Source organism: Streptomyces sp. NPDC093598, assembly GCF_044764825.1.
Taxonomy (GTDB): Bacteria; Actinomycetota; Actinomycetes; order Streptomycetales; family Streptomycetaceae; genus Streptomyces.
Genome location: NZ_JBIWIV010000011.1, coordinates 107,030 through 126,905, shown reverse-complemented (window position 1 = coordinate 126,905; position 19,876 = coordinate 107,030). Strand labels below are relative to the sequence as shown.

The window sequence follows — 19,876 nt, the reverse complement described above, 5'->3', positions numbered from 1 at the left end:
CTGGGGCCCATGCAGACCTCGCCGGACCGGCACGAGTATCCCGCCCACTGGGAAGCCGACGTGGTGCTGCGCGACGGGGGTACCGCGCGCATCCGGCCCATCACCGTTGATGACGCCGATCGCCTGGTCAGCTTCTACGAGCAGGTCTCCGACGAGTCGAAGTACTACCGCTTCTTCGCGCCGTACCCTCGCCTGTCCGCCAAGGACGTCCACCGCTTCACGCACCACGACTTTGTGGACCGGGTGGGACTCGCGGCCACCGTCGGCGGCGAGTTCATCGCCACCGTACGCTACGACCGGATCGGCGCGGACGGAACGCCCGCGTCCGCACCCGCCGACGAGGCCGAGGTCGCCTTCCTCGTGCAGGACGCCCACCAGGGCCGCGGAGTCGCCTCCGCCCTGCTCGAACACATCGGCGCCGTCGCCCGCGAGCGCGGCATCCGCCGGTTCGCCGCAGAGGTGCTGCCCGCCAACACCAAGATGATCAAGGTGTTCACGGACGCCGGCTACACCCAGAAGCGCAGCTTCGAGGACGGCGTCGTCCGTCTGGAGTTCGACCTCGAACCCACCGACCGCTCCCTCGCCGTGCAGTACGCGCGCGAACAGCGGGCCGAGGCGCGTTCCGTGCAGCGGCTGCTCGCGCCCGGCTCGGTCGCCGTCATCGGGGCCGGCCGCGCACCCGGCGGTGTGGGCCGCAGCGTCCTCGGCAACATCCGGGACGCCGGGTACAACGGCCGCCTCTACGCGGTGAACAAAGCCCTCCCCGAGGGGCAGCAGGAGCTCGAGGGGGTGCCCGCCCACCGCTCGGTGCGGGACATCGACGGCCCGGTCGACCTCGCCGTCGTCGCCGTACCGGCCGAGCACGTCCCCGAGGTCGTCACCGAGTGCGGCGAACACGGCGTACAGGGGCTGGTCGTGGTCTCCGCCGGGTACGCCGAGAGCGGCCCCGAGGGGCGCGAACGCCAGCGCGCACTCGTACGGCACGCGCGTACGTACGGCATGCGGATCATCGGGCCGAACGCCTTCGGCATCATCAACACCTCCCCCCGGGTACGGCTCAACGCCTCCCTCGCCCCCGAGGTGCCGCGCCCGGGCCGGATCGGTCTGTTCGCCCAGTCCGGCGCCATCGGCATCGCCCTGCTCTCCCGGCTGCACCGGCGCGGTGGCGGCGTCACGGGCGTGACCGGCGTCTCCACCTTCGTCTCCTCCGGCAACCGCGCCGACGTCTCCGGCAACGATGTCCTGCAGTACTGGTACGAGGACCCCGACACCGACGTCGTCCTCATGTACCTGGAGTCCATCGGCAACCCCCGCAAGTTCACCCGCCTCGCTCGCCGCACCGCCGCCGCCAAGCCCCTGGTCGTCGTCCAGGGCGCCCGGCACGGTGCCGCTCCCCAGGGGCACGCCGTGCGGGCGACCCGGCTGCCGCACGCGACCGTCTCGGCGCTGCTGCGGCAGGCCGGAGTCATCAGGGTCGACACCATCACCGAGCTGGTGGACGCGGGCCTGCTGCTCGCCCGCCAGCCCCTGCCCGCCGGGCCCAGGGTGGCGATCCTGGGCAACTCCGAGTCGCTCGGCCTGCTCACGTACGACGCGTGCCTGGCCGAGGGCCTGCGACCGCACCCCCCGCAGGACCTGACCACCGCCGCCTCCGCGGCGGACTTCCACGCGGCCCTGTCCCGGGCACTGGCCGACGACCGGTGCGACGCGGTCGTCGTCACCGCGATACCGGCGGTGGGTGAGGGCTCGGTCGGGGACGCCGCCCTCGCGCAGGCCCTGCGCTCGGCCTCGGCCGCGGCCCCGGCCAAGCCGGTCCTGGTGGTCCACGTGGAGCTCGGCGGCCTGGCGGAGGCCCTGTCGGCGGCGGCCAGCACGGCACCGCAGGCCGCAGCGGACAACGCTCCCCCCAACGCCCCGCGCCCGGCATCCACCGGGCAACGACCCCCAGCCCCGGAGGTGCAAGGCCCCGCGGAGGCCTCCGAGGACGCCCACCTCATCCCCGCCTACCCCGCCGCCGAGCGGGCCGTCCGCGCCCTCGGCCAGGCCGTCGCCTACGCGCAGTGGCGGCGCGACGCCGTCGACCCCGGCAAGGTGCCCGAGTACGAGGACATCGACGAGAAGGGCGCCGCCGGGCTGATCGACGGCCTGCTCGCGCGCGGGCAGGGGCTCACGCTCGGCGCGGACGACACCTGCGACCTCCTCGGCCACTACGGCGTCCAGGTCCACCGCGCCCTGCCCGCCCCGACCCCCGACGCCGCCGTAGAAGCAGCCCGTGCGCTCGGCTACCCCGTGGCCCTCAAGGCCACCGCCCCGCACCTCAGGCACCGCGCCGACCTGGGCGGCGTCCGCCTCGACCTCGCGGACGAGGACCAACTGCGCCGGTCGTACGCCGAGTTGACCGAGCTGTTCGGCGCGCCGGAGGAGCTGCGGCCGGTGGTGCAGCGGATGGCGCCGCGCGGCGTCGACGTCGTCGTACGGGCCGTCATCGACCCCGCGGCCGGGGCCGTGCTCTCCTTCGGGCTCGCCGGGGCCGCCTCCCAGCTGCTCGGGGACACCGCGCACCGGCTGATCCCGGTCACCGACCGGGAGGCGACCTCGCTGGTGCGTTCGATCCGCACCGCCCCCCTGCTGTTCGGCTGGCGCGGCTCCGCACCGGCCGACACCCGCGCCCTGGAGGAGCTGCTGCTGCGGGTGTCCCGGCTGGTCGACGACCATCCTGAGGTCGTCGCGGTCACCCTGGAGCCGGTCGTCGTCGCCTCGCACGGCCTGAGCGTCCTGGGTGCCTCCGTCCGCCTCGCGCCCCCGCCCGCCCGCGACGACCTCGGCCCGCGAACGCTCCCCGCGTACTGACTGGGGGCGAGCTGTCCCTCGCAGTCAGTGGTCCCCCGTAGGATGGGCGTCATGGCCAAGACCAGTACGACGACCCAGGGGCTGCGGGCGGCGATCGAGCGCAGCGGCTACTACCCGGCCCTCGTGGCCGAGGCGGTGGAGGCCGCCGTGGGCGGCGAGCCCATCCGGTCGTACCTGGTCCACCAGGAGACGACGTTCGACCAGAACGAGGTGCGGCGGCACGTGACGGTGCTCGTCCTCACCGACAACCGCTTCATCGTCAGCCACACCGACGAGCAGGCCGCCGACAGCACCTCCCCGACGCCGTACGCCACGACGTCCACGGAGTCCGTGAAGATCGGCCGCATCTCCTCGATCGTGGTCAGCCGTGTGGTAGCCAACCCGGAGTCGTACAAGCCGGGCACCCTGCCCCGCGAGGTCGTCCTCACCATCGGCTGGGGCGCCGTCTCCCGCATCGACCTGGAGCCGGCCGCCTGCGGCGACCCCAACTGCGAGGCCGACCACGGCTACACCGGCAACTCGACGGCGGACGACCTCAGCCTGCGCGTCAGCGAGGCCGGGGACGGACCGGAGACCGTGCGCGAGGCGCTCGCCTTCGCGCAGGCCCTCTCCGAGGCGACCGCGGACACCACCCGCTGATGGCACAGCCCAAGATGGTCTGGGACGACCACCCCGAACCGCTCACCGTCGCCTCCGCACCGGTCCCGGAGTACGGCAGCGGATCGCTCGCCGACCTCCTGCCCACCCTGGCCGCAGGCCTGGGCGTACCGGGCATGGGCGCCACGATCACCGAGCTGACCCCCGCCGACCGGAACTGCGTGTTCCTGATCGACGGCCTCGGCTGGGAGCAGCTGAAGGCGCATCCCGAGGACGCCCCCTTCATGACGTCCCTGCTCGCCACCTCGCGGGGCGGCACCGGGCGTCCGCTCACCGCCGGCTATCCGGCGACCACGGCGACCTCCCTCGCCTCTGTCGGCACCGGCCTGCCGCCCGGCGCGCACGGCCTGCCCGGCTACACCGTGCGCAACCCCGACACCGGCGCGCTGATGAACCAGCTGCGCTGGCAGCCGTGGACCCCGCCCGGCCCCTGGCAGCCGTACCCCACCGTCTTCCAGCTGGCGCACGCGGCCGGAGTGCACGCCGCGCAGGTGTCGTCCCCTACCTTCGAGAACACCCCCCTGACCAAGGTCGCGCTCAGTGGCGGAACGTTCCTGGGGCGGCTGACCGGCGAGGACCGTATGGACCTGGCGGCCGAGCAACTGGCCGCGGGCGACCGCTCCCTGGTGTACACGTACTTCGCCGAGGTCGACGGCGCCGGTCACCGCTACGGCGTCGACTCCGACACCTGGCGCGGCCAGCTCATGTACGCCGACCGCCTGGTCCAGCGCCTGGCCGAGCAACTGCCGCCGCGCAGCGCCCTCTACATCACCGCCGACCACGGCATGATCGACGTGCCCTTCGACGAGCAGCACCGCATCGACTTCGACGAGGACTGGGAGCTCAGCGCCGGAGTCGCCCTGCTCGGCGGCGAGGGCCGCGCCCGCCACGTCTACGCGGTGCCCGGCGCCGCGAACGACGTCCTGACCTGCTGGCGCGAGGTGCTCGGCGAGCAGTTCTGGGTCGCCTCACGCGACGAGGCCATCGCGGCGGGCTGGTTCGGCCCACGGATCGACGAACGGGTGTACGGCCGGATCGGTGACGTGGTCGCCGCCGCGCGTGACGACGTCCTGCTCATCGCCTCCGAGCGGGAGCCGAAGGAGTCGGCGATGGTCGGCAACCACGGTTCCATGACACCCGCCGAGCAGCTGGTCCCCCTGCTCGAAGTACGCTCCTGAAACAGCCCCACCCCGACCTTCCACGCCGAAAGGTGCTCAACTTTCCATGCCCGAGCTGGTGTTCTTCTGCGGAACGATGGACTGCGGGAAGTCGACGCTGGCTCTCCAGATCGAGCACAACCGCTCGGCGCGCGGCCTGCAAGGCATGATCTTCTCGCGCGACGACCGCGCCGGCGAGGGCAAGCTGTCCTCGCGCCTGGGCCTGGTCACGGACGCGGTGGAGGTCGGGGACGGGCAGGACCTCTACGGCCACCTCGTCGACCACCTCTCGCAGGGCGGCCGGGCCGACTACGTGATCGCCGACGAGGCGCAGTTCCTCGCGCCGGAGCAGATCGACCAACTCGCGCGTGTGGTCGACGACCTGAGCCTCGACGTCTACGCCTTCGGCATCACGACCGACTTCCGCTCCAAGCTGTTCCCCGGTTCGCAGCGGCTGGTGGAACTGGCCGACCGGGTCGAGGTGCTCCAGGTCGAGGCGTTGTGCTGGTGCGGAGCCCGCGCCACGCACAACGCCCGCACGATAGGCGGGGTGATGGTCGTCGAGGGTGCCCAAGTGGTCGTCGGCGACGTCACCCACTCCGCCGACGAGGTCGGTTACGAGGTCCTGTGCCGCCGTCACCACCGCCGCCGGATGACCGCGGCGACGGCCCACGCGGCGGCCCTGTCCCCGGACGTGCTGCCGGTGACGTCCGCCTGAGCCGCGGCTCGCCGGGCCGTCAGCTCGGCCGTTCAAGCAGCGCGAACCGCGCCCCCTCCGGATCCGCCACCCTCGCCACCCGCCCGTAGGGGGTGTCGTGCACCGGCTCGAGGACGTGCCCGCCCAGGTGGACGAGATGGTCCGCGGCGTCGTCGACGTCGGCGACCTGGAAGTACGTGACCCAGTGCGCTCCCCGGTCGCGGGGCAGGGCGCGCCCGAGGCCGTGGATGCCGGCGACGGGCCCGCCGCCGAGGTGCAGGGTCACGTAGTCGGAGTCGGCGGACACCACCGGCTCCTCCTCGTAGCCGAACACCGTTCGGTAGAACTTGGCGACGTTCGCCGACTCGAAGGTCAGCAGCTCGTTCCAGGCGGGTGTGCCGGGAACGCCCGAGACGGCGGTGCCGAAGTGCGCGGCGGCCTGCCAGATGCCGAAGACCGCGCCCGACGGGTCGGAGCCGATCGCCAGGCGGCCGGCGTAGCCGGCGTCGAGCGGGCCCACGCCGATCGTGCCGCCACGGCTGCGAACCGTCTCGGCCGTCAGATCCACGTTCTCCGAGGCGAAGTAGGGCGTCCACGCGATGGGCAGATGGCGGTCCGGCGGCAGCCGGCCGATGCCGGCCACCTCGCGCCCGTCGAGCAGCGCGCGCACATACGGGCCGAGTTGCTGGGGGCCCGGCTGGAACTCCCAGCCGAACAGCGCTCCGTAGAACTCCTCGGTCGCGGCCGGGCCGTGCACCATCAGGCTCACCCAGCAGGGCGTGCCGGGCGTGTGCCGAGCGGGCGCTTCGCCGTTCGGGCCGGCGGCCCCCGGTGCGTCGGTCATTGTCACTCTCTTCTCGGCCTCGCGGTGGCCGTGCTCTCCGCAGCCCTCGTGGGGCCCGTCCTGCGGGGCGACCCTCGCCCGGGAGGATGCCCGATATGGGGGCGCTGTCCCTTGCGGCGCGCTTGTCGGCACGTGTCGCTCAGCTGTACAGCATGTGCTTGTTCCTGTACCCCGCGTGATCGTCCCGCTCCGGCCGAGCAGAGTAGCCGGACACGGACGGCTCGGCCACCCCGTGCGCGAGGATGGGGACCATGAACGCCATCATCTCCGCATCCGACCTCGCGAGGGATCTCGCGGGCGCCCACCCGCCGGTCCTGCTCGACGTCCGCTGGCAGCTCACCGCGGCCAAGGCGGCCGGCGAGCCGCCGTTCGACGGCCGGGCCGAGTACGAGGCAGGGCACCTCCCCGGGGCCGTCTACGTCGACCTGGACCGGGAGTTGGCCGCCGCGCCGGGCCAGGGCGGCCGGCATCCGCTGCCGGACCTCGCGCACTTCGGTGCCGCGATGCGCCGGGCGGGCGTGTCGTCCGGGACGCCGGTGGTCGTCTACGACGGCGGCCAGGGGTGGGCGGCGGCCCGGGCGTGGTGGCTGCTGCGCTGGACGGGTCACCCGGACGTGCGGGTCCTCGACGGCGGGTTGCCGTCCTGGGAGGGGCCGTTGGACAAGTCCGTGCCGGCTCCGCCGGAGGGCGACTTCGTGCCCGAGCCGGGTTCGACCGGACTGCTCGACGCCGACGCCGCCGCGGCGCTGGCGCGGTCAGGGGTGCTGCTGGACGCGCGGGCGGGGGAGCGCTACCGGGGTGAGGTGGAGCCGATCGACCCGGTGGCCGGGCACATCCCGGGCGCGGTGTCGGCGCCCACCACGGAGAACGTGGGGGCCGACGGGCGCTTCCTCCCCGCCGGGGAACTGCGGGCCCGGTTCAAGGGACTCGGCGTGACCGAGGGTTCGCGGGTCGGCGTGTACTGCGGGTCGGGGGTCTCCGCCGCCCACGAGGTCCTGGCGCTGGCGGCCGCCGGCCTTCCGGCCGAGCTGTACGTGGGGTCGTGGTCGGAGTGGTCCTCGGACCCGGACCGGCCGGTCGCCGTCGGGCCGGACCCGCAGTGATCCGACGTGAGGAGAGGGCCGCGCCCGGAAGGCGCGGCTCTCGTCGTCCAGCGGCCGGCCCGGCTACTCCTGCTTCTTGCGCCGCGTCCCGAACACGATCTCGTCCCAGCTCGGGACGGCCGCTCTGCGGCCCGGGCGCACGCCGTCCGCCTCGGCCTGGCGGTCGGTGGCACCGATGAGCCGGTCGCGGTGGCTTCCCACGGATCGCGGCATGAGGACGTCCGCGTAGGCGGAACCGGCCGAGGCCGCGGGAGCAGGGGGCTCCTCCTCCTCGACCTCGGCGACGACGGGCTCCTCCTCGGGCTCCGCCGGGGGGAGTTCCGGGACCACGAGGTCGCCGCGGAAGCTCGGCACCGCCTCCAGCAGGCTGGTCAGGGAGTCCCGCTCGCCCGTGGTCTCCTCGACCGGTTCGGACGCCTGCGCGGGCAGGCTGGGCCGCTCGCGCTCGGGGCGGTCCAGCGGTCTGTCGCGCGGCAGCCGCGCGATCCGGGGGACGAACGGGAAGCTGGGCTCGGGCGCGGCCAGATCGTCGGACTCGCCGATCAGGGAGCGCGCCTCGTCGTCGACGGCCTGGACGAGCCGCCGGGGCGGGTCGTACGTCCAGCTCGCCGAGTGCGGCTCGCCCGCGACCCGGTAGACCAGCAGGACCTCCCACGTGCCGTCGTCACGACGCCACGAGTCCCACTGGACGGTGTCCTTGTCGGCGCCGCGCAGCAGCAGCCGCTCCTGCACGGCCTCGCCCAGCGGTGGACCGGAGTTCTCGCCGGGGCGGCGAACCGGGGTCTTGCGGGCCCGCTCGGCCATGAAGGCGCGCTCGGCGAGCACGGGGCCCTCGAAGCGGCGCACCCGGTCGACGGGGATGCCGGCCATCTGCGCGACCTCTTCCGCGGTCGCGCCCGCACGTATACGCGCCTGGATGTCGCGGGGGCGGAGGTGGCTCTCCACCTCGATCTCGATCTGGCCGAGGCGGGGACGGTCACCGCGCACGGCGGCGCGCAGGCGTTCGTCGATCGGAAGCGTGTACTCCGTAGAGTCGGCAGCCTTCAGCACCAGCCGTGTGCCGTCATTCGAGACGGCCACGACACGCAGTTCGGGCATGGGGACCTCCCGGGTGGTGCCTGCCGACGTCACGTGCGTCGCTGCTTCCGCTAGTCGAGTGTGGCCTGCCCGGGTGCAGCCTGCCACAACCTTGCCGAGTTGCCCGGCGTGTCGGGCGCTGGCCCTGGATCGCCGTTATGGCACGGTTACCTATTCGCAACGCTAAGTGACGAACTCTGTCACCCTGTGCAACTAGCCCCCTCCCGGCGGTCCTTGAAGGCCCTGTACACCCTGACGGGAGACCGGACCCAGGGCTCGCAACAGTACTCCATTTGGGCCACGTGCGTGGATTGGCGCGCCGTCCAACTTCTTGCAAGGGGTGGGACTTGGCCGCCCCTTGCCCCCATTCCGCGATCTTGAACGTGGGGAACTTCACGTAATCACCGGAATCGGAGCCAAAGGGTCTCGGTCACACGTCCACTTCGCACTTCGGGGTGTACGGCACGAGGACGGCACGGCGGTGGCCGCCGGAGCGGCGGCCGGCTCCGCGGCCGGGCCCGCCGGGCAAGCCCCTCCGGCGCCTGGCGAGTTCACCGAGGGCACCGTCCACCGCGCGCGGGCCGGACGCTGGAAGCGGCCGGTGCTCGCGGCGGCCGTCGTCCTCGGCGTGACAATGGCCGGAATCATCACCTACGAGCCGGCCTCGGGCCACACCCTCGGCGGCGGCCGCAGCACCAGCCCTGACGCCCCTACGGCCGTCCCGTCCGGCGTCGGCGCACCGCAGGGCGAGACCACCGCGCCCTCCAGCGGTGACAGCGCGACAGCGGCGACAGCGGCGGTACGGCGCCCGGCCCCGCCCGACGCCGGGCGCCACCGGGAGTGAGGGCGCCGGGAACACCACCCCCAGCGCGTCGCCTACGCCCCCAGCACCCTTCGCAAGTAGTCGTTCTGGAACCGCCGGTCAGGATCCAGGCGATCCCGCAGCGCCGTGAACTCGCCGAAGCGCGGATACACCCGGGAGAAGTACTCGGCGTCCCGTGTGTGGATCTTGCCCCAGTGCGGACGGCCCTCGTGGGCGGTGAAGATGCGTTCGGCCGCCGTGAAGTACCGCTGGTAGGGCGTGCCCTGGAACATGTGGACGGCGATGTACGCGCTGTCCCGGCCGGAGGCGGTCGACAGCGTGATGTCGTCGGCGGGGGCGGTGCGCACCTCGACGGGGAAGCTCACCCGGAGGCCGGAGCGGTCGACCATCGCCTTCAGCTCACGCAGCGTCTCGACCACGGCCGCGCGCGGAACGGCGTACTCCATCTCCACGAAGCGCACCCGGCGCGGGGACGTGAAGACCTTGTAAGGGATGTCCGTGTACGTGCGCGCGGACAGGGCCTTGCTGGAGATCTGCGCGATCGCGGGGATCGTGGCGGGCACCGCGCGGCCGACCCAGTTGGCCACCTGGAAGACGCCGTTGGAGAGGAACTCGTCCTCGAACCAGCTCTTGAGCTGCGGCACGGGCTTCTCCGGGCCCGCGCTGCGGTTGTTGCGCTTGGTGTTGGTGCTGCCGGTGTGCGGGAACCAGTAGAACTCGAAGTGCTCGTTCTCGGCCCAGAGTTCCTCGAAGTCCGCCAGGACCTTGTCGAACGGCATCGGCTCCTCGCGGGCCGTGAGCAGGAACACCGGTTCTACGGCGAAGGTGATCGCGGTGACGATGCCCAGCGCGCCGAGGCCGATGCGGGCCGCCGCGAAAATCTCCGGGTTCTCCTTCTCGGAGCAGCCGAGGACCGAGCCGTCGGCGGTGACCAGCTCCAGGCCCTTGATCTGGGCGGCGATCGACCCGGAGTCGCGGCCCGTGCCGTGCGTGCCGGTGCTGGTGGCCCCGGAGACCGTCTGCTCCATGATGTCGCCCATGTTCGTGAGCGACAGACCCTCCCGCGCGAGGGCCATGTTCAACCTCTTGAGCGGAGTGCCGGCCTCCACCGTGACCGTCATGTTCTCGCGGTCGATGCCGCGGATGCCGGTCAACAGGTGAGGACGGATCAACACACCGTCCGTCGCGGCTATGGACGTGAAGGAGTGTCCGGCGCCGACGGCCTTCACCTTCAGACCGTCCTCGGCGGCCCGCCGCACGGCGGCGGCCAGCTCGTCGACGGAGGCCGGGGTGACCTCCCGCGCGGGACGTGCCGAGACGTTGCCGCCCCAGTTACGCCACGTGCCGTTCTTTCCGTTCGCTGTGCTGCTCAACGGAGCCTCCCCGACCCGGTGCCGGTCGCTTGAGCCGGCGGAACCCGAGGAAACCCACCGCGACCGCGACGGCCCCGGACACCGCCGGAACCCCGTACCCCGCACGCGCCCCGGCCGCGTCGATCACCCAGCCGGCCGCGGAGGAGCCGAGTGCGACTCCCACCGCGAGCCCGGTGCTCACCCAGGTCATTCCTTCGGTGAGCTGCGCGCGTGGTACGTGCTCTTCGATGAGGGACATGGTCGTGATCATCGTGGGAGCGATGGACAGACCCGCAACGAACAGCGCCACGGCCAGAAACGGCAAGTTTCCGACCAGTAGGAGGGGGATCATACTCACGGCCATGGCACATACGCCCAGCAGCCACCGACGTTCCGGCGCCCCGGCGAAGTGCAGCAGCCCGAAGACCATGCCCGCCACACAGGAACCCGCCGCGTACACCGCGAGGACGACGCTCGCCGCGGCCTTGTGGCCCTCCTCGTCGGCGAAGGCCACGGTGACCACGTCGACCGCCCCGAAGATCGCCCCGGTGGCGACGAAGGTGGCCACCAGGACCTGAAGGCCCGGCGCACGCAGCGCACTGCCGCCGCCCTTCCGCTCACGCGGGTGCGGCTCGGGCTCGGTGGCGCGCTGCGCCGTCAGCCAGAACACGCCGACGGCCAGGAAGCAGGCGGCGAGCAGCGGGCCGGCCTCCGGGAACCAGGCCGTGGACAGGCCGATGGAGATGATGGGCCCGAAGATGAAGCACACCTCGTCCACCACGGACTCGAAGGAGTACGCGGTGTGCAGTTGCTTGGTGCCCCGGTACAGCGCCGCCCAGCGGGCCCGGATCATCGCGCCGACGCTCGGCACGCACCCGATGCCGGCGCAGGCCACGAACAGCACCCAGTCCGGCCATCCGTAGTGCGCGGCGAACAGCAGGACAACCGCCGCCGTGAGCGAGATCAGGGTGGCCGGCCGCAGCACCCGCCGCTGCCCGTACTGGTCCACCATGCGCGAGACCTGCGGCCCGGCCACCGCGGCCGCCAGCGCGATGGTCGCCGACAGGCCACCGGCCAGCCCGTACCGCCCGGTGAGCTGGGAGACCATCGTGACCACGCCGATGCCCATCATCGACAGCGGCATCCGGCCGAGGAAGCCCGCAGCGGAGAAACCCTTGGAGCCTGGGGCTGCGAACAGGGCGCGGTAGGGGCTGGGCACCGGGGGTCTCCGAAAGGCTCAGTAAGCTGCGAACGCAGTCGACACAGCTTACGGCCCGGAACGCCCCGATGCACCCGTTCGGCCCAGCGCCGGATCGCCCCGGCCCGCATGCCGCGCGGGTGTCACCCCGCCGTTTTCCGGCTGTCGGTGCGGGGTGGCAGGATCGACTCATGCCAGACGTGCGCGATGTCAGCCCCTACGACGCCCTGCTCCTGCTCTCGTTCGGCGGCCCGGAAGGCCCGGACGACGTGGTCCCGTTCCTGGAGAACGTGACGCGTGGGCGCGGCATCCCCAAGGAACGCCTCAAGGAAGTCGGGCAGCACTACTTCCTCTTCGGCGGGGTCAGCCCGATCAACGACCAGAACCGCGCGCTGCTGGACGCTCTGCGCAAGGACTTCGCCGACCACGGCCTGGACCTGCCGGTCTACTGGGGCAACCGCAACTGGGCGCCGTACCTGACGGACACGCTGCGCGAGATGGTCCGCGACGGCCGCCGCCGCATCCTGGTCCTCGCCACCAGCGCCTACGCCTCGTACTCGGGCTGCCGCCAGTACCGCGAGAACCTCGCCGACTCCCTCGCGGCCCTGGAGGCGGAAGGCCTGGAGCTGCCGAAGGTCGACAAGCTGCGGCACTACTTCAACCACCCGGGCTTCCTGGAACCCATGATCGACGGGGTGCTCCGGTCCCTCGCCGAGCTTCCCGAGGACGTCCGGGACGGGGCGCACCTCGCCTTCTCGACGCACTCGATCCCGACGGCCTCCGCCGACACCTCCGGCCCCGTCGAGGGGCACGGCGACGGCGGCGCGTACGTGAGGCAGCACCTGGAGGTGGCGCAGCTGATCGCCGACGCCGTCCGGGAGCGCACCGGCGTCGACCACCCCTGGCAGCTCGTCTACCAGTCCCGCTCCGGCGCCCCGCACATCCCGTGGCTGGAGCCCGACATCTGCGACCACCTCGACGAGCGGCACGCGGCCGGTGCCCCGGCCGTCGTCATCGCCCCCATCGGCTTCGTCTCCGACCACATGGAGGTCCTCTACGACCTCGACACGGAGGCCAAGGCCAGGGCCGAGGAGCTCGGGCTGCCGATGCGGCGCTCGGCCACCGTCGGCGCCGACCCGAGGTTCGCCGCCGCGATCCGCGAGCTCGTCGTGGAGCGCGCCGCCGCCGAGCGCGGGCAGGACGTCACGCCGTGCGCCCTGGGCGCCCTCGGGGCGAGCCACAACCTCTGCCCGGTCGGCTGCTGCCCGGCCCGCGCCCCCCGGCCCGCCGCCGCGGGCGCCGACAGCACCTACGCGTGAGGAGCCCCGTGACCGACCCCCTGCACAAGGATCTGCTCGAACTCGCCCAGCAGGCCGCCCACCGCGCCGGCGCGCTGCTGCGGGACGGACGTCCGGCCGACCTCGCGGTCGCGGCGACCAAGTCCAGCCCCATCGACGTCGTCACCGAGATGGACATCGCGGCGGAGAAGCTGATCACGGGCCTGATCGCCGAGCGCCGCCCGGACGACGGCGTCCTGGGCGAGGAGGGTGCCGCCACGGAGGGCACGAGCGGCGTCCGCTGGGTGATCGACCCGCTCGACGGTACGGTCAACTACCTGTACGGGCTGCCCACCTGGGCCGTCTCCATCGCCGCCGAGCAGGACGGCGAGACCGTCGTCGGAGTCGTCACGGCCCCGATGCGCGGCGAGACGTTCCACGCCGTGCGCGGCCGGGGCGCCTGGGCCACCGGCGCCTGGGACGGCGAGCGCCGGCTGGCCTGCCGCCCCGCGCCGCCCCTGGACCAGGCGCTGGTGTCGACCGGCTTCAACTACGTGGCCGACGTCCGCGCCCACCAGGCCGACGTGGCCCAGCGGCTGATCCCGCTGTTGCGCGACATCCGGCGCGGCGGCTCGGCCGCGGTCGACCTGTGCGACGTGGCCGCGGGACGCCTCGACGGCTACTACGAGCGCGGTCTGCACCCCTGGGACCTCGCGGCGGGGGACCTGATCGCCCGGGAGGCGGGCGCGCTGACCGGTGGACGCCCCGGAGAGCGCCCGTCAGGCGATCTGGCAGTGGCGGGGACCCCCGGCGTCTTCGAGCCCCTCCAGCGCCTCCTGGAGGACTTCGGCGCCTGGCACGACTGAGGACGCCGCCTGACGACGGCTCGCCGCACCCCACATGAACGCGCCCCTGCGGCAGCGAAGCGGGCCCCGGCGCTGGATTCGCCGGGGCCCGCTTCCTACGGCCTGATCAGACGCTCGTCGCGCCGACCTCCACACCGTGCTCGGCGGCGAGACGGCGCAGGTCGTCGAGCTCGCCCTGCTCCACATCGACGAGGAACTCGTCGCCCTCGTCGCGAGCCCGGGACAGATCGGACTCGGTCGCCCTTATGCGCTGCAGAAGTCCTGCGGTGAATGCGTCCATGCTGCGCCCCCTCGTCCTGGGTCGTGGGTCGATGGCACGGGGGTGTGCCGTTCGGAAGGGACGATCACGCCGCATGTGGATGCCCAGCGCCGCTCGGCTGGGCGGCGGCGGTGCCGGACACCCACGCATGCCCTGCGGAAAAGCCGTTCGATGCGCACCGCATGGTGGTGCGGCGCCAGCAGAGCGTGATCGTGGGATGTAAAGCCGTCCTCCCCAAGCTCCCTTCCGGGGAAACCTAACCGGAGGAGAAAATCTCGTATTCCCCCTTGCGTTCACTGCTCTCTCACCCGCCTTACCTCCGACTTATGACCGAAAAGGGCAGGATGGAGAGCAACACACCACGACACCGTCGAAGACCCCTGCCCGCGTGCGCCCAGTGAAGGGCTACGCGGGTGGACATGAGGAAGGACCAGGAACGTGCGCGTACTCGTCGTCGAGGACGAGCAACTGCTCGCCGATGCGGTGGCCACCGGACTGCGCCGGGAGGCCATGGCCGTCGACGTCGTGTACGACGGTGCGGCCGCCCTGGAGCGCATCGGCGTCAACGACTACGACGTGGTCGTCCTCGACCGCGACCTCCCGCTCGTGCACGGCGACGACGTCTGCCGCAAGATCGTCGAGCTCGGCATGCCCACCCGCGTGCTGATGCTCACGGCCTCCGGCGATGTCAGCGACCGGGTGGAGGGGCTGGAGATCGGCGCCGACGACTACCTGCCCAAGCCGTTCGCGTTCAGTGAGCTCATCGCGCGCGTGCGCGCCCTGGGCCGGCGCACCAGCGTGCCCCTGCCGCCCGTCCTGGAGCGTGCCGGGATCAAGCTCGACCCCAACCGCCGCGAGGTCTTCCGCGACGGCAAGGAGGTGCAGCTCGCCCCCAAGGAGTTCGCCGTCCTGGAGGTGCTGATGCGCAGCGAGGGCGCCGTCGTGTCCGCGGAGCAGCTCCTGGAGAAGGCCTGGGACGAGAACACCGACCCGTTCACGAACGTCGTGCGCGTGACGGTCATGACCCTGCGCCGCAAGCTGGGTGAGCCGCCCGTCATCGTCACCGTCCCCGGCTCCGGCTACCGGATCTGACCCCGTGGCAGCGACTCCCGCACCCCCGCAGGCGCCCCCCAAGCCCACCTGGGACCCCAGAAGGCCCGTGCCGCCCTTCCCGTGGCTGCGCCCGACCATCCGCATAAGGCTCACGCTGCTCTACGGCGGCATGTTCCTGATCGCGGGCATCCTGTTGCTGTCGATCATCTACCTGCTGGCCGCCCAGGCCCTGAACGTGGGCAGCGAGCTGCCGTTCAAGATCGTCGAGGGCAAGGTCACCAGCGACATCTGCAACCTGCCCGACCAGGCCTCGCCCAGCGAGTTCAACAACGCCATGAACCACTGCGTCAACGAGCAGCGGCAGAACGCCCTGGACAACCTGCTCAGCCGCTCCCTGCTGGCGCTGCTGGGCCTGGCGGTCATCGCCTTCGCCTTCGGCTACGCCATGGCCGGCCGCGTCCTGTCGCCGCTGGGGCGGATCACCCGCACCGCCCGCGCGGTGGCCGGCTCCGACCTCTCCCGCCGGATCGAGCTGGACGGCCCGGACGACGAGCTGAAGGAGCTGGCGGACACCTTCGACGACATGCTGGAGCGGCTCCAGCGGGCCTTCACCGCCCAGCAGCGCTTCGTCGGCAATGCCTCGCACGAACTGAGAACGCCGTTGGCGATCAACCGCACGCTCCTCGAGGTGCATCTGTCCGATCCGAGCGCGCCCGTGGAACTCCAGCAGCTCGGCAAGACGCTGCTGGCCACCAACGAGCGCAGCGAGCAGCTCGTCGAGGGCCTGCTGCTGCTCGCCCGCAGCGACAACCAGATCGTCGAGCGGGGGCCGGTGGACCTCGCCGAAGTCGCCTCGCAGGCCATCGACCAGGTGCGCGGCGAGGCGGAGGACAAGGGCGTGCGGATCCGCGGCGAGCAGAAGCCCGCGGTCGTCCAGGGCAACGGCGTGCTGCTGGAGCGGGTCGCCCTCAACCTGGTGCAGAACGCCGTGCGCTACAACGTGGCGGAGGACGGCTGGGTCGAGGTCACCACCGAGGTCCAGCACGGCCAGGCGGTCCTGGTCGTCGCCAACACGGGCCCCGTCGTGCCGGCGTACGAGATCGACAACCTCTTCGAACCTTTCCGGCGGCTGCGCACGGAGCGGACGGGCAGCGACAAGGGCGTCGGACTCGGGCTGTCCATCGTCCGGTCCGTGGCACGGGCGCACGGCGGGCACATCTACGCTCAGCCGCGAGAGGGAGGTGGGCTCGTGATGCGAGTCACGCTGCCCATCTGAGATCATGTCGCCGATCAACTCGGCGGCACACGGGGATGTTCGCTTTGCGCGGAATTTTTCACACCTCGCCGCGAGTGCCCCGTGTGTGATCGATCACAGAGATGCCTTTCCGGTCATTTACGTTCCGTGATCATGCACGCTGTCGGAAAGCCGGGAAAATCCCGGTTTTCGGGGGTCTTGATCACGGGAAGTACACGGTGAGACGCCTTTGTAGTGCGGCATTCGGACCGTGTACGGTCCCCATCGCCATCCAAGCCGATCACTCGTGAGGAGTCCGGTTGGGTGTCGATTGAGTAACAGACCTTGATGTGAGGCAAAATCTCCGCCTCAGGTCGGGCACAAGTCCGGCCTCTCACGCGTTACGTGCGCTGGAGAGACACCGCAGACACCCAGAGGGGGAGAGCGACCATGGCAACCGATTACGACACTCCACGCAAGACCGACGACGACGTCGACTCGGACAGTCTCGAAGAGCTGAAGGCTCGGAGGAACGACAAGTCGGCCTCCGCCGTGGACGTCGACGAGTTCGAAGCCGCAGAGGGCCTCGAGCTCCCCGGAGCCGACCTCTCGAACGAGGAGCTGGCAGTCCGGGTGCTCCCGAAGCAGCAGGACGAGTTCACCTGCATGAGCTGCTTCCTGGTGCACCACCGCAGCCAGCTGGCCCGGGAGAAGAACGGTCAGCCGATCTGCCGCGACTGCGACTGAGGACGGGTCGGCCATGACTGGCTCGACCCCTCCCTGGAAGCGCCGCTTCCCCCGACGGAAAGCGGACGAAGGGCCGACGGACGGCCCGCGGTACGGCGTGCGTGACGGCGAGCGAGGCTCAACCGGTACGGGGGCGGCCTCGCACGAACCGGCAGCGGACCGGGGTGACCTCCCGGCGTCCGTGGACGTCCCCGCACCCGTCGCGAGACGGCGGGCGGGGGCGATCCGGGACCGGGCCAGGGAAGGCGCCCGCAAGGGCGGCGACCGGGCCCGTGCCGGGCTCGCCCTCCTCGCCGACCGGATCATCGAGATGGCCCCGCGCGTCCCCGTACGGGACTTGGCGACGCTGCGCAGGCAGTTCCCGGGCCTCGGTCCCGAGGAGCTCGCGGACAAGCTCGTGGCGGGCGCCGCGAAGGCGACGGCGACGGTCGGCGCGGGTATCGGCGCGGCCGCCATGCTCCCCGTGCCCCCGGCGATGCCGACGGAACTGGCCGCCGAGGTCACCGGCGTCGCGGCGATCGAGCTGAAGATGATCGCCGAACTGCACGAGGTCTACGGCGTACGGCCGCCCGGCAACCTCAAGCAGCGCAGCACCGCGTACCTCGACTCGTGGTCGGGGGAGCGCGGCATCGACGCGTCCAAGCCGTCGACGTTCAACACGGCGCTGAACAGCCGCATGAAGCGCGAACTGCGCCAGCGGATCATGAAGCGCATGGTTCGCAACATGCCGAATCTGATGCCGTTCCTGGTGGGCGCCGCCGTCGGGGCGGTCATGAACCGCGGCGAGACGAGAAAGCTCGCCGGCCGGATCCGCCAGGACCTGCGCAAGATCCAGGTGCCCTGGGAGGCGCTGGAGGCACTCCCCACCCTGGAACGCCCGGCGGACGCCCTGGAGATGGGCGAGATCACGCACGACCCCCTGGGCCGCCACGAGGACGACCGGCACGACGGCGGAGGCGACGGCAAGCACCGCGACGGGCGCTGAGACCGGCCCGTCAAGCCGCGGCCGGGTGATGCCCCGCGCAGGTGTGCTACGCCGGCTTCGCCGCCCGCAGCGCCTCCGCCAGGCGCTCCGGCTCGCGCGTGGACAGGTACAGGTACGGAGTCGGATCCTGCGGGTCCGTGACCTCCACGCGCAGGGCCGTCGGGATGTACGCGCGCAGCAGGAGGAAGGCGCGCGGGTCGGCCTTGTAGGTGCGCCAGGCGCGGGCCTCCTCCGCGTCCAGCACCTCGGCCTCGCCCAGCGCCGCCACCGGGATCTTCGCCTCGCCCGCGATCAGGGAGTCGCCCACCACGCGGATGCGGACCGAGCCGTACGAGCTCGCGGCGACGGCCGCGACCGCGGTGCCCCCGGCCAGGCCGCCGAGCATCGGCAGCGTGCCGAACGGGAGCAGGATCAGGGCCATGGAGACGCCCACGAGGAACGAGATCAGCCACCAGGTCCGCGGGGCGGTGAGGCGTTCTTCGTAGGGGGCGGCGGAGAGCTGCATGGGGCCAAGCTTGACACGGTGTCGGGCAGGGGCCGACGCGCGGGTAAGGTCTCCCGCTGTGAGTGGTACTTCCGCAGCTCTTCAGCCTCCGGCCGACGCCGTGCGACCGGTGCGGCATCCGGACGCGCCCGCGCCCGGTGAGCTCCTCGGCGCGCACTACGGAGCGTGTTTCGGCTGTGGCGGCGACCAGCCGCACGGGCTGCACCTGGAGGCGCGGGCCGGCGAGGGCGTGTCGCTGACCGCCGAGTTCACCGTGCAGCCCGCCCACCAGGGCGCCCCGGGCCTCGCGCACGGGGGCGTGCTCACCTCCGCCCTCGACGAGACCCTCGGCTCGCTGAACTGGCTGCTGCGCACGATCGCGGTGACCGGGCGGCTGGAGACCGACTTCGTGCGGCCCGTGCCCGTCGGCACCACGCTGTACCTGGAGGCGGAGGTCACGGCGGTCGCCGGGCGGAAGATCTACTCCACCGCGACCGGGCGCGTCGGCGGTCCCGACGGACCCGTCGCCGTGCGCGCCGACGCACTCTTCGTCGAGGTGAAGGTCGACCACTTCGTCGACCACGGCCGCCGGGAGGAGATCCAGGCCGCCATGAACGACCCGGACCAGGTCCGCCGAGCCCGTGCCTTCGAGGTGAACCCGTGAGCCGACAGCCGCTCGACGTGCTGATCCGGCGCGTCGATCCGGAGGTACCGCTTCCGTCGTATGCGCAGCCCGGGGACGCCGGGGCCGATCTGCGCACCACCGAGGCCTGCCGGCTGGAGCCGGGCGAGCGGGCGGTGCTGCCCACGGGGGTGTCTGTGGCGCTGCCGGAGGGGTACGCGGCCTTCGTGCACCCGCGATCCGGTCTGGCCGCCCGCTGCGGCGTCGCCCTGGTGAATGCCCCGGGGACGGTTGATGCCGGGTACCGTGGGGAGATCAAGGTGATCGTGGTGAATCTCGACCCGCGCGAGGCCGTGCGGTTCGAGCGCTTCGACCGGATCGCCCAACTGGTCGTCCAGCAAGTCGAGAGGGTCCGCTTCCGCGAGGTGGCGGAGCTTCCCGGCTCCGCGCGGGCCGAGGGGGGCTTCGGGTCCACCGGAGGCCATGCCGCGGTGGACGGGACGAACGGCACAAGCGGTCGGGCCGCCGTGGGCGGTCAGACGGGTGGGAATCGATACGCTTCGGTCGTATCCGACCGGGAAGGACAGTGAC

20 protein-coding genes are annotated in these 19,876 nt (G+C 72.2%); 14 read left to right on the top strand and 6 right to left on the bottom strand.

The genetic code is table 11. The features are described from left to right. The first annotated feature begins 9 nt into the window (after positions 1–9). Genes ACIRDU_RS27675 through ACIRDU_RS27660 form a run of 4 tightly spaced genes read left to right on the top strand, consistent with a single transcriptional unit; the run spans position 10 to position 5,382 of the window. Entirely contained in the window at positions 10–2,850 is a 2,841-nt protein-coding gene (locus ACIRDU_RS27675) for a GNAT family N-acetyltransferase (RefSeq protein ID WP_403584038.1), read from the top strand. A 51-nt stretch (positions 2,851–2,901) separates the two neighbouring features. After that, positions 2,902–3,489: a DUF5998 family protein gene (locus ACIRDU_RS27670; protein ID WP_283972847.1), complete on the top strand. Its 588-nt coding sequence runs from the start codon at positions 2,902–2,904 to the stop codon at positions 3,487–3,489. Further along, complete coding sequence (locus ACIRDU_RS27665) at positions 3,489–4,685, top strand: alkaline phosphatase family protein (RefSeq protein ID WP_403584034.1); 1,197 nt, start codon at positions 3,489–3,491, stop codon at positions 4,683–4,685. Before ACIRDU_RS27670 ends, ACIRDU_RS27665 begins: the two co-directional genes overlap by 1 nt. A 46-nt stretch (positions 4,686–4,731) precedes the next feature. Continuing rightward, on the top strand, positions 4,732–5,382 hold the full coding sequence (locus ACIRDU_RS27660; protein WP_403584032.1) for a thymidine kinase: 651 nt from the start codon (positions 4,732–4,734) through the stop codon (positions 5,380–5,382). Positions 5,383–5,401: 19 nt separating this feature from the next. Here the strand turns inward: ACIRDU_RS27660 and ACIRDU_RS27655 are convergent, their stop codons facing one another. Further along, positions 5,402–6,205, bottom strand: a complete 804-nt coding sequence (locus tag ACIRDU_RS27655; RefSeq protein WP_403584029.1) for a VOC family protein — start codon at positions 6,203–6,205, stop codon at positions 5,402–5,404. Between the two features lie 251 nt (positions 6,206–6,456). On the opposite strand from ACIRDU_RS27655, the gene ACIRDU_RS27650 reads away from it, so the two are divergent. Further along, positions 6,457–7,308: a sulfurtransferase gene (locus tag ACIRDU_RS27650; RefSeq protein WP_403584026.1), complete on the top strand. Its 852-nt coding sequence runs from the start codon at positions 6,457–6,459 to the stop codon at positions 7,306–7,308. Positions 7,309–7,371: 63 nt separating this feature from the next. Here the strand turns inward: ACIRDU_RS27650 and sepH are convergent, their stop codons facing one another. Continuing rightward, the gene (sepH, locus tag ACIRDU_RS27645; protein WP_403584024.1) at positions 7,372–8,406 is read right to left on the bottom strand and encodes a septation protein SepH; all 1,035 of its coding nucleotides are present in this window, start codon (positions 8,404–8,406) and stop codon (positions 7,372–7,374) included. Between the two features lie 460 nt (positions 8,407–8,866). Between sepH and ACIRDU_RS27640 the strand changes: the two genes are divergently transcribed. Next, on the top strand, positions 8,867–9,229 hold the full coding sequence (locus ACIRDU_RS27640; RefSeq protein ID WP_403584021.1) for a hypothetical protein: 363 nt from the start codon (positions 8,867–8,869) through the stop codon (positions 9,227–9,229). 32 nt (positions 9,230–9,261) lie between these two features. Here the strand turns inward: ACIRDU_RS27640 and ACIRDU_RS27635 are convergent, their stop codons facing one another. Together ACIRDU_RS27635 and ACIRDU_RS27630 are read right to left on the bottom strand one after the other, a co-directional pair. Continuing rightward, entirely contained in the window at positions 9,262–10,581 is a 1,320-nt protein-coding gene (locus ACIRDU_RS27635) for a D-arabinono-1,4-lactone oxidase (protein WP_403584018.1), read from the bottom strand. After that, positions 10,541–11,779, bottom strand: coding sequence for an MFS transporter (locus ACIRDU_RS27630; protein ID WP_403584016.1), 1,239 nt, complete (start codon positions 11,777–11,779; stop codon positions 10,541–10,543). The genes ACIRDU_RS27635 and ACIRDU_RS27630 overlap by 41 nt, the downstream gene beginning before the upstream one ends. A 170-nt stretch (positions 11,780–11,949) precedes the next feature. Here ACIRDU_RS27630 and ACIRDU_RS27625 point away from each other — a divergent pair, with 170 nt between their 5' ends. After that, positions 11,950–13,077, top strand: coding sequence for a ferrochelatase (locus ACIRDU_RS27625; protein ID WP_403584013.1), 1,128 nt, complete (start codon positions 11,950–11,952; stop codon positions 13,075–13,077). Positions 13,078–13,085: 8 nt separating this feature from the next. Beyond that, complete coding sequence (locus tag ACIRDU_RS27620) at positions 13,086–13,901, top strand: inositol monophosphatase family protein (RefSeq protein ID WP_403584011.1); 816 nt, start codon at positions 13,086–13,088, stop codon at positions 13,899–13,901. A 106-nt stretch (positions 13,902–14,007) separates the two neighbouring features. Here the strand turns inward: ACIRDU_RS27620 and ACIRDU_RS27615 are convergent, their stop codons facing one another. Further along, positions 14,008–14,181 carry a hypothetical protein gene (locus ACIRDU_RS27615; RefSeq protein WP_181361613.1) on the bottom strand — a complete coding sequence of 58 codons (174 nt, stop codon included), beginning with the start codon at positions 14,179–14,181 and terminating at the stop codon, positions 14,008–14,010. A gap of 417 nt (positions 14,182–14,598) precedes the next feature. On the opposite strand from ACIRDU_RS27615, the gene ACIRDU_RS27610 reads away from it, so the two are divergent. From ACIRDU_RS27610 to ACIRDU_RS27595, 4 genes are all read left to right on the top strand, one after another. After that, positions 14,599–15,252 (top strand): response regulator transcription factor, encoded by a 654-nt coding sequence (locus ACIRDU_RS27610; protein WP_003993508.1) that lies wholly within the window; start codon positions 14,599–14,601, stop codon positions 15,250–15,252. A 4-nt stretch (positions 15,253–15,256) separates the two neighbouring features. Beyond that, entirely contained in the window at positions 15,257–16,489 is a 1,233-nt protein-coding gene (locus ACIRDU_RS27605; RefSeq protein WP_403584009.1) for a sensor histidine kinase, read from the top strand. Positions 16,490–16,897: 408 nt separating this feature from the next. Further along, positions 16,898–17,194, top strand: a complete 297-nt coding sequence (locus ACIRDU_RS27600) for a DUF4193 domain-containing protein (protein ID WP_003993510.1) — start codon at positions 16,898–16,900, stop codon at positions 17,192–17,194. A gap of 13 nt (positions 17,195–17,207) precedes the next feature. Next, positions 17,208–18,179: a hypothetical protein gene (locus tag ACIRDU_RS27595; protein WP_403584006.1), complete on the top strand. Its 972-nt coding sequence runs from the start codon at positions 17,208–17,210 to the stop codon at positions 18,177–18,179. Positions 18,180–18,225: 46 nt separating this feature from the next. Here the strand turns inward: ACIRDU_RS27595 and ACIRDU_RS27590 are convergent, their stop codons facing one another. Further along, positions 18,226–18,684 carry a DUF3093 domain-containing protein gene (locus ACIRDU_RS27590; RefSeq protein WP_403584004.1) on the bottom strand — a complete coding sequence of 153 codons (459 nt, stop codon included), beginning with the start codon at positions 18,682–18,684 and terminating at the stop codon, positions 18,226–18,228. A gap of 58 nt (positions 18,685–18,742) precedes the next feature. Here ACIRDU_RS27590 and ACIRDU_RS27585 point away from each other — a divergent pair, with 58 nt between their 5' ends. Further along, positions 18,743–19,327 (top strand): PaaI family thioesterase, encoded by a 585-nt coding sequence (locus tag ACIRDU_RS27585; protein WP_403584002.1) that lies wholly within the window; start codon positions 18,743–18,745, stop codon positions 19,325–19,327. Continuing rightward, complete coding sequence (gene dut / locus ACIRDU_RS27580; protein ID WP_403583999.1) at positions 19,324–19,875, top strand: dUTP diphosphatase; 552 nt, start codon at positions 19,324–19,326, stop codon at positions 19,873–19,875. Before ACIRDU_RS27585 ends, dut begins: the two co-directional genes overlap by 4 nt. The last annotated feature ends 1 nt before the right edge of the window (position 19,876 follow it).

Excerpts from the sequence above, each read along its gene's own strand:
- ACIRDU_RS27650 (WP_403584026.1), top strand. The coding sequence starts at position 6,457 with ATGAACGCCATCATCTCCGCATCCGACCTCGCGAGGGATCTCGCGGGC.
- ACIRDU_RS27665 (WP_403584034.1), top strand. The coding sequence starts at position 3,489 with ATGGCACAGCCCAAGATGGTCTGGGACGACCACCCCGAACCGCTCACC.
- sepH (WP_403584024.1), bottom strand. The coding sequence starts at position 8,406 with ATGCCCGAACTGCGTGTCGTGGCCGTCTCGAATGACGGCACACGGCTG.
- ACIRDU_RS27625 (WP_403584013.1), top strand. The coding sequence starts at position 11,950 with ATGCCAGACGTGCGCGATGTCAGCCCCTACGACGCCCTGCTCCTGCTC.
- ACIRDU_RS27670 (WP_283972847.1), top strand. The coding sequence starts at position 2,902 with ATGGCCAAGACCAGTACGACGACCCAGGGGCTGCGGGCGGCGATCGAG.
- ACIRDU_RS27615 (WP_181361613.1), bottom strand. The coding sequence starts at position 14,181 with ATGGACGCATTCACCGCAGGACTTCTGCAGCGCATAAGGGCGACCGAG.
- ACIRDU_RS27675 (WP_403584038.1), top strand. The coding sequence starts at position 10 with ATGCAGACCTCGCCGGACCGGCACGAGTATCCCGCCCACTGGGAAGCC.
- ACIRDU_RS27660 (WP_403584032.1), top strand. The coding sequence starts at position 4,732 with ATGCCCGAGCTGGTGTTCTTCTGCGGAACGATGGACTGCGGGAAGTCG.
- ACIRDU_RS27595 (WP_403584006.1), top strand. The coding sequence starts at position 17,208 with ATGACTGGCTCGACCCCTCCCTGGAAGCGCCGCTTCCCCCGACGGAAA.
- ACIRDU_RS27600 (WP_003993510.1), top strand. The coding sequence starts at position 16,898 with ATGGCAACCGATTACGACACTCCACGCAAGACCGACGACGACGTCGAC.
- ACIRDU_RS27655 (WP_403584029.1), bottom strand. The coding sequence starts at position 6,205 with ATGACCGACGCACCGGGGGCCGCCGGCCCGAACGGCGAAGCGCCCGCT.
- ACIRDU_RS27590 (WP_403584004.1), bottom strand. The coding sequence starts at position 18,684 with ATGCAGCTCTCCGCCGCCCCCTACGAAGAACGCCTCACCGCCCCGCGG.